Origin of the sequence: Sphingomonas sp. Root241, from assembly GCF_001428865.1 — a bacterium.
Taxonomy (GTDB): Bacteria; Pseudomonadota; Alphaproteobacteria; order Sphingomonadales; family Sphingomonadaceae; genus Sphingomonas.
On sequence record NZ_LMIV01000004.1, the window covers coordinates 242,935 to 258,221 of the forward strand.

16 protein-coding genes are annotated in these 15,287 nt (G+C 65.7%); 10 read left to right on the forward strand and 6 right to left on the reverse strand.

Features of this window, described 5'->3' with window-relative positions:
• Complete coding sequence (locus tag ASE13_RS18340; RefSeq protein WP_056619649.1) at positions 1–831, forward strand: TIGR04222 domain-containing membrane protein; 831 nt, start codon at positions 1–3, stop codon at positions 829–831.
• On the opposite strand, the gene ASE13_RS18345 is transcribed toward ASE13_RS18340, so the two are convergent.
• Both ASE13_RS18345 and ASE13_RS18350 read right to left on the reverse strand, forming a co-directional pair.
• Positions 832–1,737 (reverse strand): NAD(P)/FAD-dependent oxidoreductase, encoded by a 906-nt coding sequence (locus ASE13_RS18345; RefSeq protein WP_056619653.1) that lies wholly within the window; start codon positions 1,735–1,737, stop codon positions 832–834.
• 6 nt (positions 1,738–1,743) lie between these two features.
• Entirely contained in the window at positions 1,744–2,334 is a 591-nt protein-coding gene (locus ASE13_RS18350; protein ID WP_056619656.1) for a bifunctional transcriptional activator/DNA repair enzyme AdaA, read from the reverse strand.
• 126 nt (positions 2,335–2,460) lie between these two features.
• On the opposite strand from ASE13_RS18350, the gene ASE13_RS18355 reads away from it, so the two are divergent.
• From ASE13_RS18355 to rplS, 3 genes are read left to right on the forward strand one after another with little or no spacing between them, the layout of a single operon-like run.
• A complete protein-coding gene (locus ASE13_RS18355) occupies positions 2,461–2,865 on the forward strand; it encodes an SRPBCC family protein (protein ID WP_056619660.1) in 405 nt (134 codons plus the stop codon).
• 39 nt (positions 2,866–2,904) lie between these two features.
• Positions 2,905–3,627, forward strand: a complete 723-nt coding sequence (trmD, locus tag ASE13_RS18360; protein ID WP_056619665.1) for a tRNA (guanosine(37)-N1)-methyltransferase TrmD — start codon at positions 2,905–2,907, stop codon at positions 3,625–3,627.
• Between the two features lie 10 nt (positions 3,628–3,637).
• A complete protein-coding gene (gene rplS, locus ASE13_RS18365; protein ID WP_056619667.1) occupies positions 3,638–4,030 on the forward strand; it encodes a 50S ribosomal protein L19 in 393 nt (130 codons plus the stop codon).
• Between the two features lie 62 nt (positions 4,031–4,092).
• Here the strand turns inward: rplS and ASE13_RS18370 are convergent, their stop codons facing one another.
• Positions 4,093–4,470 (reverse strand): VOC family protein, encoded by a 378-nt coding sequence (locus ASE13_RS18370; protein ID WP_056619669.1) that lies wholly within the window; start codon positions 4,468–4,470, stop codon positions 4,093–4,095.
• 86 nt (positions 4,471–4,556) lie between these two features.
• Between ASE13_RS18370 and soxR the strand changes: the two genes are divergently transcribed.
• The 3 genes from soxR (at position 4,557) to ASE13_RS18385 (ending at position 8,652) form a co-directional block, all read left to right on the forward strand.
• Positions 4,557–5,030 (forward strand): redox-sensitive transcriptional activator SoxR, encoded by a 474-nt coding sequence (gene soxR, locus ASE13_RS18375; RefSeq protein WP_056619672.1) that lies wholly within the window; start codon positions 4,557–4,559, stop codon positions 5,028–5,030.
• A 132-nt stretch (positions 5,031–5,162) separates the two neighbouring features.
• Complete coding sequence (locus ASE13_RS18380) at positions 5,163–7,346, forward strand: DPP IV N-terminal domain-containing protein (protein WP_235537048.1); 2,184 nt, start codon at positions 5,163–5,165, stop codon at positions 7,344–7,346.
• Positions 7,347–7,623: 277 nt separating this feature from the next.
• Entirely contained in the window at positions 7,624–8,652 is a 1,029-nt protein-coding gene (locus ASE13_RS18385) for an aspartate-semialdehyde dehydrogenase (protein ID WP_056619678.1), read from the forward strand.
• Positions 8,653–8,699: 47 nt separating this feature from the next.
• Here the strand turns inward: ASE13_RS18385 and ASE13_RS18390 are convergent, their stop codons facing one another.
• From ASE13_RS18390 to ASE13_RS18400, 3 genes are all read right to left on the reverse strand, one after another.
• Complete coding sequence (locus ASE13_RS18390; protein ID WP_056619680.1) at positions 8,700–10,289, reverse strand: DHA2 family efflux MFS transporter permease subunit; 1,590 nt, start codon at positions 10,287–10,289, stop codon at positions 8,700–8,702.
• 120 nt (positions 10,290–10,409) lie between these two features.
• Positions 10,410–11,519, reverse strand: a complete 1,110-nt coding sequence (locus ASE13_RS18395) for an HlyD family secretion protein (protein WP_056619683.1) — start codon at positions 11,517–11,519, stop codon at positions 10,410–10,412.
• On the reverse strand, positions 11,512–11,961 hold the full coding sequence (locus ASE13_RS18400; RefSeq protein ID WP_056619687.1) for a MarR family winged helix-turn-helix transcriptional regulator: 450 nt from the start codon (positions 11,959–11,961) through the stop codon (positions 11,512–11,514). The genes ASE13_RS18395 and ASE13_RS18400 overlap by 8 nt, the downstream gene beginning before the upstream one ends.
• Before the next feature lie 85 nt (positions 11,962–12,046).
• Here ASE13_RS18400 and ASE13_RS18405 point away from each other — a divergent pair, with 85 nt between their 5' ends.
• From ASE13_RS18405 to ASE13_RS18415, 3 genes are all read left to right on the forward strand, one after another.
• Positions 12,047–12,490, forward strand: a complete 444-nt coding sequence (locus ASE13_RS18405; RefSeq protein WP_056619695.1) for a GFA family protein — start codon at positions 12,047–12,049, stop codon at positions 12,488–12,490.
• Positions 12,471–13,244: an alpha/beta fold hydrolase gene (locus tag ASE13_RS18410; protein ID WP_056619698.1), complete on the forward strand. Its 774-nt coding sequence runs from the start codon at positions 12,471–12,473 to the stop codon at positions 13,242–13,244. The genes ASE13_RS18405 and ASE13_RS18410 overlap by 20 nt, the downstream gene beginning before the upstream one ends.
• Before the next feature lie 196 nt (positions 13,245–13,440).
• Entirely contained in the window at positions 13,441–15,273 is a 1,833-nt protein-coding gene (locus ASE13_RS18415) for a M2 family metallopeptidase (RefSeq protein WP_056619701.1), read from the forward strand.
• Positions 15,274–15,287 lie beyond the last annotated feature (14 nt).

The following is a 15,287-nucleotide window of genomic DNA, read 5'->3' on the forward strand; positions in this document are numbered from 1 at the left end:
ATGCCACTCGGACCCTTCGATCTCACCGGCGGGCCGTTTCTTCTGCTCTACGGCGTGCTGCTGATCTTCACCATCATCGTGGGGATCGCCATTCCGCGCCGGCTCAGGCCCGAGGGCAGGGCGCCGCGCAATCCCGACCTGGATCATCTCGCTTTCCTCGCCGGCGGCAGTTCGCGGCTCGCCGAGGCAGTGACGACCCGGCTGCTCGCGACCAAGCAGCTGGTGATGGACGGGAAGAAATTCCTCGCCGGCGGGCTCGGCGGCACCACGGCCGCCGAACGCAGCGTCCTCGCGCTGCCCCAACCCGCCGATTGGGGCCAGATCGCGGGCGCGGTGGAGCGCCACGCCGATCCGATCCGCGAGCGGCTGATCGCGGAAGGGCTGCTGATGGACGGCTGGACCGGGTTCCAGCTGCGCTTCTGGCAGACTTTGCCGTACTTCCTGCTGTTCGCCTTCGGCTGGGCCAAGCTCCAGATCGGCGAAGCGCGCGGCAAGCCGGTCGGCTTCCTCATCGCGCTGCTGGTGATCACTGCGGTGCTCGCGCTGCTTCGCTTCGCCGTGCTCGACCGGCGGACCCGTGCGGGGCAGGAAGTGATCGACGAGGCGCGCGAGCGATCGGAACGGCTGCGCCGCGCCCCGGCGGAAGGCGAGACCGGGCTTGCGGTGGCGCTGTTCGGAACGACGGTGCTGATCGGTTCGGCCTGGGGCGAGTTTCACCGGATGCGCGCGAACAGCGGCGATAGCGGCTCGGGCGGCGGTGGTGGCGACGGCGGAAGCGGCTGCGGCGGCGGAGGCTGTGGCGGGGGCGGTTGCGGCGGCTGCGGCGGCTGATCAGCGCCGCAGGGGGCGCTGCTCGGCGAGCATGTTGCGGATCGTCGTAGCGGCGACCCCGGCCTCGCCCATCGCGTGGCTGATCTGATCGAGCCCCTTGGCGACGTCGCCGGCAGCGAACAGGCCGGGCACCGAGGTGCGCTGGTGATCGTCGACTTCGAGGCACCCGTCCTCGGCCGCCCGCGCGCCGGCCTGGATCGCAAGGCCTGAACGGATGCGCGAGCCCAGAGCGGGATAGACGCTGTCGAAGGCGAGACGGCCCTGCGCGGTATCGAAGGCGAGCTGGTCCCCTTCGATCGCATAATTGCCGCAGGGTCCATGGATCCGGGCGATGCCGGCTTCGTCGAGTTCGGCAATGCGTTCGTCCGGCAGCGCGTGCTCCCCTTCGGGAGCGATCAGCGTCACATCGGCGGTGTAGCCGCGCAGGAAGAGTGCCTCGTTCGTACCCCTGTCGCCGGTGCCGATCACGCCGACGCGCCTGTCGGTGACTTCATAGCCGTCGCAGATCGGGCAATAGCGGAGCAGCCCGCGCTGGAGCGCTTCGGCGTGGAGCGTGTCGTCCATCTCGGGGCGGTGATTGACCACGCCGGTGGCGAGCAGGATCGCGCGTGCCGGATAGTCGCGCTCGTCGACGCGCGCGATGAAGCCGGTTTCGGCGACGCGCAGCGCGGTGACTTCGGCGAGCTCGCGGACCGCGCCGTATTTCTCGGCCTGCTCGGCCATGCGCGCGAGCAGGTCCTTGCCGGAAATGCCCTCGGGATAGCCGGCATGGTTGCGCGTGCACGGGATCAGCGCCGCGCGGCTGGTGCCGCAGTCGAACAGCCGGATGCTGAGGTGGAAGCGGGCGAGATAGATGGCGGCGGTCAGCCCTGCGGGGCCCGCGCCGATGATGATGCAATCGTCCATCGCGCCCTAACGCACGCCGCGCCGTTTCAGCGCACTTGGCGGGCGACGATAGGTCTGGCGGAAGGCGGCGTTGAAAGATCGCACGCTGCCGAACCCCGCGGCCAGCGCGATCTCGGTCATGCCGAGATCGGTGGTGTCGAGCAGGCGCTTGGCGCGCTGGATCCTCGCGGTGCGTGCCGCCGCCAAGGGCGTGGTGCCGAGATACTGCCGGAACAGCCGCGACAGATGCCGTGCGCCGATGCCGAGCCGGGCGGCGAGCGCCTCCACCCGGGCATCGTCGAGCGCGCCCTGTTCGATCAGCCGCAGCGCCCGGTCGACCGTGGCGCGCGTGCCCTTCCACGCCGGCGAATGCGGGGCCGTCTCGGGGCGGCACCGCAGGCAGGGGCGGAGCCCGGCCGCTTCGGCTGCGGCGGCGCTGGGGAAATAGGAGACGTTGCGCGACAAGGGCTGGCGCACCGGGCAGATTGGGCGGCAATAGATGCCGGTCGATTTGACGCCGATGAAGATCACGCCGTCGAACGCCGGATCGCGGGCATAGCGCACCCGTTCGCACTGGGCGAAATCGAGTTCGGCCTCCGGGGCGTCGAGCGGCGTCATCGGGCCGATCCATAGGCCTTTGCGCGGTGCCTGTCCTCCTGCGCCGGCTGACCGCGTCCGAATCCTGCCAGCAGGCGGGTGCGCGCGGCGCTATCCGGTGTGCAGACGCCGACAAGGAGAGGCTCCATGGCATCGATTCATCACGACATCTTCATCGCCGCGGCACCCGACGCGATATGGCGCGCCGTCCGCGCCGTCGATCGGCTGCACGATCTGCTGGTACCCGGCTTCGTCACTGCCACCGAGATGCTGGGCGGGGAGGGCGCGCCGGTACGCCGCGTCACGTTCGCCAACGGCCATGTCGTGGACGAAGCGATCGTGTCGGTCGATGACGGGCGTCGCCGGCTGGTCTGGACCGTCCAGCAGTTCGAGCATCACAACGGCGTGCTGACGGTGACGGAGGCGGAGGGCGGCGCCCGGGTAAGCTGGACCGCCGATCTGCTGCCCGATGCGCTGGCCGGGACGGTCTCGCCGATGATGGCGCAGGGACTGGCGATCATGAAGGCGCATCTCGAGGGCGCGAAGGCCTGAGCACTTGCCAAGCCCGCGCGGCGCGGGCCATGGGATCGCATGCCGTTCGCTGCCACTGTCCTGACGCTCTACCCCGAGATGTTCCCGGGCCCGCTGGGCGTGTCGCTCGCCGGGCGGGCGCTGCGCGAAGGGCTGTGGAGCCTCGATGCGGTGCAGATACGCGACTTTGCGACCGACAAGCACCGCTCGGTCGACGATACGCCGGCCGGCGGCGGGGCGGGGATGGTGATGCGCGCCGATGTGCTCGCCAGCGCGCTCGACAGCGTCGCGCCCGGGCGCCCGGTGCTGGCGATGACGCCGCGCGGCGCGCCGCTCACGCAGGAGCGCGTGCGGGCGCTCGCGGGGGGCGAGGGGGTGACGATCCTGTGCGGGCGCTTCGAAGGGATAGACGAGCGGCTGTTCGAAGCGCGGGAGATCGAACAGGTATCGATCGGCGACTATATCCTGTCGGGCGGGGAGATGGCGGCGCTGACCTTGCTCGACGCTTGCATTCGGCTGCTTCCCGGAGTAATGGGCGCGCCTTCCAGCGGCATGGACGAGAGCTTCGAAACGGGGCTGCTCGAATATCCGCAATATACCCGACCTGCACTATGGGAAGGGCGCACGATCCCCGAAGTGCTGCGATCGGGGGATCATGCGAGGATCGAAGCCTGGCGACGCGCCCAGGCCGAGACCGACACACGGCTAAGGAGGCCGGACCTTTGGGAGCGCCATGAGGGCGCTCGGGTCCATCCTCCCTCTGGCGCGCGGCGACGAAAATAGGACGAAGAAAATGAACGTCATCCAGACGCTCGAAGCCGAGCAGATCGCCAAGTTCAACGAGACCAAGAAGATTCCGGAATTCCGCCCGGGCGACACCCTCCGCGTCGGCGTGAAGGTCGTCGAAGGCGAGCGCACCCGCGTGCAGAACTATGAGGGCGTGTGCATCGCCCGTGCCAATCGCGGCATGGGCTCGAGCTTCACGGTCCGCAAGATTTCGTTCGGTGAGGGCGTCGAGCGCGTCTTCCCGCTTTATTCGCCGAACATCGACACGATCGAAGTCGTCCGCAAGGGCATCGTCCGTCGCGCCAAGCTCTATTATCTGCGCGGCCGCACCGGCAAGTCGGCGCGTATCGCCGAGCGTCGCGACGTGCGCCCGACCGACGAGGTCGCCGCAGCCGAATAAGCTTTCGAGCAGGGCAATGAAGAGGGCGCGGTGGCGAAGGCTACCGCGCCCTTTTTCGTGGCTCACTCGTAGCTGACGATCTCGAATTCGGTGCCGTCGTAGTCGAGGAAATAGAAGCGGCGGCCGGGATCGTAATCGGCGTGCGCGAAGGGCACGAGCCCCGCGTCGATCACGCGGCGCTCGATATCGTCGAGATCGTCGACGAGGATGCCGACATGGTTGAGCGGCCGGCCCTTCTCGAAATCACCGGCCTGCGGGCCGCCGGGAGGGGTATAGACCGCGAGATAGGTGCGCTCGTCGCCGACATGGATGACGCGGCCATTGTCGCGCGCGGCGCCTTCCCAGCGGACGTGCCAGCCGAACAAGCGATTGAGCAGGTCCGCCATGCGCTCGGGATCGCTGACGGTCAGATTGACGTGTTCGATATAAGGCTGCGGCATGGGGTCCCTTTCCTGTTTGGAAGCCATGCCGCAAGCAGCTACAACCTCAACCTAAGTTGAGGTCAAGCATAAAATCGGAGAGTGGCATGGGGCGCGGAAACGAGCTTCTGACGATCGGCGAGCTGGCGGCCCGCACGGGGCTGTCGGTGTCGGCGGTGCGTTTCTACGAGGGCAAGGGGCTGGTGCATCCGATCCGCACGAGCGGCAACCAGCGGCGCTTCCTGCGTGCCGACATCCGCCGCATCTCGTTCGCGCTGATCGCCCAGCAATTGGGATTCACGCTGCCGCAGATCGCGACCGAGCTGGCGAAGCTGCCCGAGGGAAGGGCGCCGAGCGCCGCCGATTGGAAGCGGATCAGCCGCGGCTTCCGGCAAGTGATCGAGACCCGCGTGGCGCAGCTCCAGCGTACGCTCGACGATCTCGATGGGTGCATCGGCTGCGGCTGCCTGAGCCTTCGGAAATGCGCACTCTATAATCCCGGCGATCGCGCGGCGGCGAACGGCGCGGGGCCGCGCTTCATCCTCGTCTCGCGCAAGGTGGCGCTCAATCTGCAGGACTAGCAGGACTTTACCCGGAGAGCAGGCGCCGCAATAAGGCGGGTTCGCCCGCGCTCGCGGTGCGCAAACTCCGGAGAGTCGGGAATGCGTGAATGGTTGCTGGGATTGGCTTTCGTCGCGCTGGGAGCACCAATGATGACCAGTGAAGCCGCCGCGCAGGGCAAGGACCTCACGCTCGAACGCGTCTTCGCCAGCCCCGATCTCACCGGCAGCGCGCCGCTCCAGCCCAAGCTTTCGCCCGACGGGAAGTTTCTCACGCTGCTGCGCAACCGCGCCGACGAGAAGGAGCGCTACGATCTCTGGGCGATGGACACCGCCACGCGCCAGTGGCGGATGCTGGTCGATTCGAAGAAGGTCGGCACCGGCGCCGAGCTTTCCGAAGCCGAGAAGATGCAACGCGAGCGCGACCGCAGCATCGTCGGCAAGACCGGGATCCTGGGCTATGACTGGGCGCCCGACGGCAAGGCGATCCTGGTGCCCTTGGACGGCGAACTCTATCTCGCGACGCTGGACGGCAAGATCACGCGACTGACGCAGGAGAAGGGATCCAAGCTCAATCCGGTGATCAGCCCCGCGGGCGGCTATGTCAGCTATGTCAACGACCAGAACCTCGTGGTCGGCAAGCTGGCTGGCGGCGCGCTCGCCAAGATCACCGAGGACGGCACCGGCACCGTCCATTGGGGCGAGGCCGAGTTCGTCGCACAGGAGGAAATGAACCGCTTCACCGGCTATTGGTGGTCGCCGGGTGATCGCTACATCGCCGTCGAGCGCTTCGACGAGGCGCCGGTGGGCGTGGTGACGCGCACGGCGATCGGCGCTTCGGGCACCAGCACGTTCCAGCAGCGCTATCCCAAGGCGGGCACGCCCAACGTGCTGGTCGATCTCTACGTGATGGACCCGACGGGGACGAACAAGATCAAGGTCGATCTCGGCAAGGAGACCGACATCTATCTGACCCGCGTCGACTGGGCGCCCGACGCCAGCGCGCTCTACGTCCAGCGGATGAACCGCGACCAGAGCGTGCTCGACATGCTCAAGGTCGATCCGGCGACGGGCAAGTCGATTGTGCTGTTCAGCGAGAAATCGGGGCCGAAGAGCTGGGTGAACCTGTCCGACGCGTTCCAAGCGCTCCGCGACGGCAGCCTGATCTGGTGGTCCGAGCGCGACGGCCACGGCCATCTCTATCGCTGGAAGGCGGGCAAATGGACCCAGCTGACCAAAGGCGACTGGGAAGTCGCTTCCGAACTCGCCGGCGTGGACGAAGCGAAGGGCCGCATCTTCTTCCTCGGCAACAAGGACGGCGTGCTCGAACGGCATTTGTATTCGGTCGACCTCAAGAAGCCGGGGGTGGTGACGCGGCTGACCGAGGCGGGCTGGTGGAACAAGGCAGTGATGGACGGCGCGGCGACGCGGGCGATCATCACGCGCTCGAACACCAATCAGCCTTCGCAGGTCTATCTCGCCGATGCCGCGGGCAAGCGGATCGCCTGGGTGGAGGAGAATGCCGTCACCAGTGCCGCGCATCCCTATAATGCCTATCTAGCCAGTCATCGCGAGCGGCGCTTCGGGACGATCAAGGGCCCGGACGGCAGCACGCTCAACTGGGAGATGATCACCCCGGTGCTCGCGCCGGGCAAGCGCTATCCGGTGTTCTTCCAGCATTATGGCGGGCCGCATTCGCAGACCGTGAGCAAGGCGTGGGGCGGGGCGCTCCAGCAATATCTGGTCGATCGCGGCTATATCTGGTTCCAGATCGACAATCGCGGATCGGCCAATCGCGGCAAGGCATTCGAGGACGCGATCTTCCACGCGATGGGCTCGGTCGAGGTCGAGGATCAGGTTGCGGGGGCGAACTATCTGAAGACGCTGGACTATGTCGATCCGGACAAGATCGTGACCTATGGCTGGTCCTACGGCGGCTATATGACGCTCAAGATGCTCGAAGGCGCGCCGGGCGTGTTCGCCGCGGGCGTGGCGGGCGCGCCGGTGACCAAATGGGACCTCTACGACACCTTCTACACCGAGCGGTACATGGGCGATCCGACCAAGGTGCCGGCGGCCTATGCGGCGTCCGACGCGATCGGAAATGCGGCGAAGATAGCCGATCCGCTGCTGATCCTGCACGGCATGTCCGACGACAATGTGGTGCTCGACAACACTACCGCGATGGCCTCGACGCTGCAGAAGCAGAAGGTGCCGTTCGAGATGATGCTCTATCCCGGCCAGACCCATCGCGTCGGCGGGCCGGGGATCAGCGAGCATCTGTGGGGCACGATCCTCAACTTCCTCGATCGGCATACCAGCGAGGCGAAGAAATAGGCTTTCGCGCCGTCGGTCGCCTTATCGGGCGGCCGGCGGAGGCTTTCCGAAAATTATAGATTTTGCCCCTCGCCACGCAGCTTTTGGTCTGTTAGGGGCGCCACATGCTTCGAAAACCGCGAACTAGCACGCGAATTACCAAACGCGCCTGACGCTCAGGCGCGCGCGAAGCCGAGCTTTGCGTCGAAGCAACTGGAATGCGCTGGCATTCCACCTCATCTACAACCAATGAACCGTTCGTCGGCGCAAGTGCGACGATCCTGATGGAAGGACGAAAATGGGCTACCGTGTCGTGGTCGCAGGCGCCACCGGCAATGTCGGGCGTGAAATGCTGAACATCCTCGCCGAGCGGGAATTCCCGATCGACGAGCTCGCCGTGCTCGCCTCCGCGCGCAGCCAGGGCGACGAGATCGATTTCGGCGAGACCGGCAAGAAGTTCAAGGTCCAGAACATCGAGCATTTCGATCCCAAGGGCTGGGACATGGCTTTGTTCGCGATCGGATCGGAAGGCTCGAAGCTTCATGCCCCGCGCTTCGCGGCGGCGGGCTGCACGGTGATCGACAATGCGTCGCTCTACCGGATGGATCCGGACGTGCCGCTGATCGTGCCCGAAGTGAACCCCGAGGCGATCGACGGCTATACCAAGCGCAACATCATCGCGAACCCGAACTGCTCGACCGCGCAGATGGTGGTGGCGCTGAAGCCGCTGCACGATGCCGCCAGGATCAAGCGCGTCGTCGTCGCGACCTATCAGTCGGTTTCCGGCGCGGGCAAGGCCGGGATGGACGAGCTGTTCGAGCAGTCCCGGAATATCTTCGTCGGCGATCCCGCCACGCCGAGCAAGTTCACCAAGCAGATCGCGTTCAACGTGATCCCGCACATCGACAGCTTCCTCGACGACGGATCGACCAAGGAAGAATGGAAGATGGTGGTCGAGACCAAGAAGATCCTCGATCCGAAGATCAAGGTAACCGCGACCTGCGTGCGCGTGCCCGTGTTCGTCGGCCATTCGGAAGCGATCAACATCGAGTTCGAGGACGAGATCTCGGCTGCGCAGGCCAAGAGCATCCTGCGCGAGGCGCCGGGGGTGATGCTGATCGACAAACATGAGGATGGCGGATACGTCACGCCGATCGAATGCGTCGGCGAATATGCCACGTTCGTCAGCCGCGTCCGCGAGGATTCGACCGTCGAGAACGGCCTGTCGCTGTGGTGCGTGAGCGATAATCTGCGGAAAGGTGCCGCGCTCAACGCAGTGCAGATCGCCGAGCTGCTGGGGCGGCGGCATTTGAAGAAGGCGGCCTGATTCCTGCAGCGTCATCCCGGCCTTGTGCCGGGACGACGTGAAAGGCTTCAGTGCCCCGCCGCCGCAGGATCGGGCTTCTCGATCGGACCTTTGGGGCGGCGGAGGAAGATCACCAGCGGGATCGACAGCGCGGTGACGATCGCCATGCCCCAGAAGTCGTTGAGATAGCCGATCATCATCGCCTGGCGGTTGATCTCGGCATCCGCCATCGCATAGGCGGTCTGGCCGATTCCGCCCAGCGCCTGGAGGAAGCCCGGATCGAGGCCGTCGAGGCTCTCCGCCGAGATATGCGGCGCCAGCGCGGCATGGCTGGTCTGGATGCTGCGGGCGAGCATCGTCGTCACCAGCGAGATGCCCACCGACGCGCCGATGTTGCGCGTCAGGTTCATCAGGCTCGATCCCTCGGTGCGATATTGCGGGGGCAAAGTGGCGAAGGCCATGCCCTGGAGCGGCATGAAGATCATGCCCAGGCCGAGCCCCTGGATGAACCCCGAGATGATCACCGGCGTCGAATCCATCTCGAGTGACCAGTGCGTCATCTCCCATAAGGAGAGCGCGGCGATCACGAAGCCGGTGCCGACCAGCCAGCGCGGATCGAGCCCACGCTGCACGAGCTGCGCCGAGATCGCCATCGTCAGCACCACGCCCACGCCGCGCGGCATCAGCAGCACGCCGGTGTCGAACACCGAATGGCCGTAGAGCGTCTGGAGCATCGGCGGGAGCAGCGCCATCGTCGCCATCATCACTACGCCGATCACCAGCATGAACAGCACCGCGGTGACGAGGTTGCGGTTCTTCCACAGATCGCGGTCGAACATCGGGTTCTTCGCCGTGAACATGTGCACCGTGAACATCCAGAAGGCGATGATCGCGATGAGCATCTCGATCCATACTTCGGTCGACTGGAACCAGTCCTCGGTCTGGCCGCGGTCGAGCATCAATTGGAGCCCGGCTATGCCCAAAGAGAGCATCGAGAAGCCGAAAATGTCGAACCGCCGCTTGCGCACCGGTCGCGACGGCAGCAGCCACCACAGGATCGCGATGCAGATCACGCCCAGCGGCAGATTGACGTAGAACACCCAGCGCCAATTGAAATTGTCGGTCAGCCAGCCGCCGATCACCGGGCCCATGATCGGCCCGACCATGATCCCCATGCCCCAGATCGACATCGCCTTGGCCTGCCGCTCCGGCGGGTTGATGTCGAGCATCACCGTCTGGCTGAGCGGGTTCATGAAGGCGGCGGAAACACCCTGGAGCAGACGGAAGAGCACCATCTCCTCCAGGCTCTGCGCCATGCCGCACAAGGCCGAGGCGATGATGAAGCCGACGGTGGAAATCAGGAACAGGTTGCGCGAGCCGATCCGGTCCGAAAGCCAGCCGGTGATCGGGATCGCGATCGCCGAGGCGACGATATAGCTGGTCAGCACCCAGGTGACGGTGTCGGCGGTCGCGCCCAGCGACGTCTGCATGTGGGGCAGCGCGACATTGGCGATCGTCGTGTCGAGGATCTGCATGATCGTCGCCAGCATGACGCCGAAGGTGAGCAGCCCGCGATTGGTGACGGGGAGCGCGGCCACGCCGGGCTGCGGCGCGGAGGGCGCGGCGGCTGCGGGCTGGGCAGGGCGGGCGGTGGCCATGGTTCCAACAATCTTTGTGGCGTCACCCCCGCGAAAGCGGGGGCCCATCTCCTTCACTGTCCCGGCGTGCTGCGCGTGGTGGAGATGGGTCCTCGCTTTCGTGGGGATGACGATGTTTCGTTATTTGCACTGGTTCCGCAGATCGACCTCGACGTCCGACGACAGGCCCGCGATCAGCGCGCGCGGGCTCTTCTCGTCGATCGCGATGCGGACCGGAACGCGCTGGGTCACCTTCACCCAATTGCCGTTGGCGTTCTGCGCCGGCAGCACCGATGATTCGGACCCGGTGAGCGCGCCGATCGACCAGACATGGCCCTTGAGCTTCAGCCCTGGATAGGCGTCGAAGCTCACTTCGGCGCACTGACCGACGCGCATCTTGTTGAGATCGGTTTCCTTGAAATTCGCCTCGACCCATGAAAGGTCGCTGGTGACGATCGTCACTGCGGGCAGTCCGGTCATCATCTGCTGGCCCACCTGCAGGCGATCGGACTGGCTGACGATGCCGTCGGCGGGCGCGTAGACCTTCGTGCGGCTGAGGTTGAGCAATGCCTGCTCGCGCTGGACGCGCGCCGCGGCGATCGCCGGGTTCTCGCCGGGCACCGCCGCGCCGGTGGCGAGCTTCGAGCGCGCCTCGGCGGCATCGGCCTGCGCGCTCTGCAGCGAGGCACGGGCCTGTTCGAGCGCATGCTGCGCGGCCTGGAAGCTGGCGCGCGTCGTGAAGCCGCGCTTCATCAGCTCGGCCTGGCGGCCATAATCTTCCTGCGCCTGCGCGATGCGGTCGCGCGCGGCCTGGATGTCGGCGCCGGTGCCGACATAGCTGGTCTGCAGCGTCTGGAGTTCGACCTGGGCATTGGCGATCGCCGCGTCGGCCTGCGCCACTGCGATGCGATAGGGAGCGGGGTCGATCTCGAAGAGCAGGTCGCCCTTCCTGACGCGCTGGTTCTCGCGCACCGCGACCTTGACGATCCGTCCGGCGACTTCGGCCGAGACCGAGACCTTGTCATGCTGGACATAGGCATTGTCGGTCGAAGCGAAGCGGCCCGAGGTCAGCCAGAAAAAGCCGACGATCGCGAGGATGATCAGCGGCACGCCGAACATCAATAGCGGCCGCAGCCAGCTGCGCTTGGCGCGCGGCTCGGCGGTTTCCTGCACGGGTTCCCCCTGTGCGCCGGGTTCGATGACTATCGCCTCCGCGGGCGTCTTTTCGATCTTGGGATCGGCGTCAGCCATTTGCGGCCTCTTTGGTCTCGGGTCTGGTTTCGGTCATGTTGGATCGGATGACGTTGAGCGAAGCGACCAGCGCATCGCGCTGCGCAGCGTCCAACCCATGAAGCGCCGCTTCGATCATCTCGTTGGCGATATCGTGAAGCTCGGCGAGCACCGGGCGGGCCTTTTCAGTGAGATGGATGCGCCAGGCGCGCCGGTCGGCGGGATCGGGGCGGCGCTCGACCAGCCCGGCTTCCTCCAGCCGGTCGATCATCCGGGAACTGGTGATCGGCTCGACTTCGAGCAACTCCGCGAGCTGTCCCTGGTTTAGTCCTTCGTGCCGTTCGAGGAGCTTGAGCGTGCGCCATTGCGGGCCCGTCGCGCCGCTCTTGCGCGCGCGCTCGTCGAAGCGGCGACGCATAATGCGCGAGACATCGCTTATGAGGAAACCGACATTATGGGCCATAGCACGCACATAGTAAGCAGGCTTATGGATTGCAATCTAGGACCAGCTTGCATTGTGCGCTGCGGCAATTGCATGGAGGACAATCATGGCGGGTGAGATGACGGGCGGATGCCAGTGCGGGCGCGTGCGCTATCGCGCGACGGTGCACGACGACGAGGCGTATCTCTGCCATTGCCGGATGTGCCAGCGCGCCACCGGCGGGGTGTCGGTCGCGTTCAAGAACCTGTTCAAGAGCGACGTGCATTGGGAGACCGAGCCCGATCGCTACGATTCGTCGCCGATCGCGCAGCGGGGCTTCTGCGCGACCTGTGGGACGCCGCTCACTTATGAAGCGCATGGCCATGACCGGATGGACATGACCGTCGGCAGCTTCGACGATCCCGGGGATTTCGTGCCCACTGAGCATTCGGGATGCGAGAGCTGGCACCGCGCCTGGCTTGACACCAGCCACTTGCCCGCCTCACGGACCGACCAGAACCCGAGCCTCGTGCAGCGCTGGATGAAAACCGTTGGCAAACTTCCCGACTGAGACGCACCGCTTCCAGAGCTTCGACGGAGTCGAGCTCGCCTGGACCGAGATGGGACCAAAGGACGAGGGCGCGCGGCCGGTGGTGCTGATCCACGGCTATTTCTCCACGGCGCACGTCAACTGGATCAAATACGGCCATGCCGAGAAGCTCGCCGCGCGCGGCTTCCGGGTGATCATGCCCGATCTGCGCGGGCACGGGCTGAGCGACCGGCCGCACGCTCCCGCCGCCTATCCGCCCGATGTGCTGATGCGCGACGGCTTCGCGCTGATCGAGCATCTGGGGCTGACCGATTACGACCTCGGCGGCTATTCGTTGGGCGGACGCACGACGCTGCGGATGCTCGTCCACGGCGCGAAGCCGCGGCGGGCGGTGTTGTGCGGCATGGGGCTGGCGGGGCTGACCGACACGCATGGGCGAGGCACTTATTTCAGGCGGGTGCTCACCAATCTCGGCACCTTCGAGCGCGGCAGCTCGGAATGGATGACCGAGGCGTTCCTCAAGACCACCAAGGGCGATCCGGAGGCGCTGCTGCTGATCCTGCAGACCTTCGTCGATACGTCGAGGGAGGAAATCGCGGCGATCGACCTTCCCGCGCTGGTGGTCACCGGCGCCGAGGATTTCGACAATGGCTCGGCGCAGGAGGTGGCGGATCTGCTGCCGCAGGGGCGTTTCGTCGAGATTCCGGGCAATCACATGAGTGCGGTGACTCGGCCCGAGCTGGGGGATGCGATCGTGGGGTTTTTGGTGGACTAACCTTCAATCACGTCATCCCGCGAAAGCGGGGACCCATCTCGTGCGTTGTCCAGCAGGTACGGCAGCGGTGTTTGCCCGCTGCGTTGTTCGGAGATGGGTCCCCGCTTTCGCGGGGATGACGAAAAGAGGGGCGCTTGACCGACCTCGCCCGCCGCGCGAGTGTCCGCGCCATCAACGAACAAAGGGGCTCCCCCACATGATCCGTACCGGCATCTCGATGCTCGCGCTCGTCTCGTTCCTGGCCGCTCCCGCGGTCTCGCAGACCGCGCCGGCGACATCCGCGACCAGCGCGCCCACTGCCGCCGAGGCACAGGCGTTCATCGACCGCGTCCAGAAGGAATATACCGAGTTCAACCTGATCAGTCAGCGCGTCGCTTGGATCAACGCGACCTACATCACCGACGATACCGATGCGCTCGCCGCCGAATATGGCGCGCGGGGCACCGAGATGGCGGTGCGCTATGCGATCGAGGCGGCGAAGTACCAGAATGCGCCGGGGCTAACGCCTGAGCAGAAGCGCCAGCTCACCATGTTGCGCAGCGCGATCACGCTTCCCGCGCCGACCACGCCGGGTGCCGCGCAGCAGCTGTCGGATATCTCGACGCGGCTCGGATCGATGTACGCCAAGGGCAAGGGTACGCTGAACGGCAAGCCGATCAACGGCAGCGACATCGAGGCGGCGATGGGCGAGAACCGCAATCCGGCCGAGCTCAAGGAGATGTGGGTCAGCTGGAACGACAATGTCGGCGCGCCGATGCGCGGCGATTATGCGAAGATGACCGGCATCGCCAATCAGGGCGCCACCGAACTCGGCTTCCCCGACACTGGCACGATGTGGCGTTCGGGCTATGACATGCCGCCGGAAGAATTCGCGAAGCTGACCGACAAGCTCTGGGCCGACGTCAAGCCGCTCTATGTCGCGCTCCACACTTATGTCCGCCGCAAATTGAACGAGAAGTACGGCGACGCGGTCCAGTCGAAGACCGGTCCGATCCGCGCCGATCTGCTCGGCAACATGTGGGCCCAGGAATGGGGCAATATCTACGATGTCGTCGCGCCGGCCGGTGCCGGGGATGTCGGCTATGACGTCGGCGAGCTGCTCAAGGCCAAGAGCTATGACTGGAAGAAGATGGTCCAGACCGGCGAGGGCTTCTATTCCTCGCTCGGCTTCACGCCGCTGCCCGAGAGCTTCTGGCAGCGTTCGCTGTTCCTCAAGCCCGCAGACCGCGAAGTGCTGTGCCATGCCTCGGCATGGGATGTGGACGAGAAGGACGATCTGCGCATCAAGATGTGCATCAAGGTGAATTCGGACGATTTCGTCACGATCCATCACGAACTCGGCCACAATTACTACCAGCGCGCGTACAAGGATCTGCCGCAGCTCTACCGCAACGGCGCGAATGACGGCTTCCACGAGGCGATCGGCGATTTCGTCGCGCTTTCGATCACGCCCGAATATCTCGTCCAGATCGGTTTGCTCGACAAGTCGGCGGTGCCGGGCGCCGACAAGGATACCGGGCTGCTGCTGCGCCAGGCGATGGACAAGGTCGCGTTCCTGCCGTTCGGGCTGCTGGTCGACAAATATCGCTGGCAGATCTTCTCGGGCGAGATCAAGCCCGACGGCTATCAGGCCGGGTGGGACAAGCTCCGCCTGCAATATCAGGGGCTGACACCGCCGGTCGCGCGCGACGAGACGCGCTTCGACGCAGGCGGCAAATATCACGTCGCCGGCAGCGTATCCTATACGCGCTATTTCCTCGCGCGGCTGCTCCAGTTCCAGTTCTACAAGGCGGCATGCGATCAGGCGGGCTGGAAGGGGCCGCTGCATCGCTGCTCGTTCTACGGGAACAAGGAAGTCGGCGCGCGGCTGAACAAGATGCTCGAGATGGGTGCGTCCAAGCCCTGGCCCGACGCGCTGCAGGCCTTCACCGGCACCCGCGAGATATCGGGCAAGCCGATGATGGAATATTTCGCGCCGCTCAAGAAGTGGCTCGACGCGCAGAACAAGGGTCAGCCGCAGGGCTGGTGACACGCCGCGCTTAA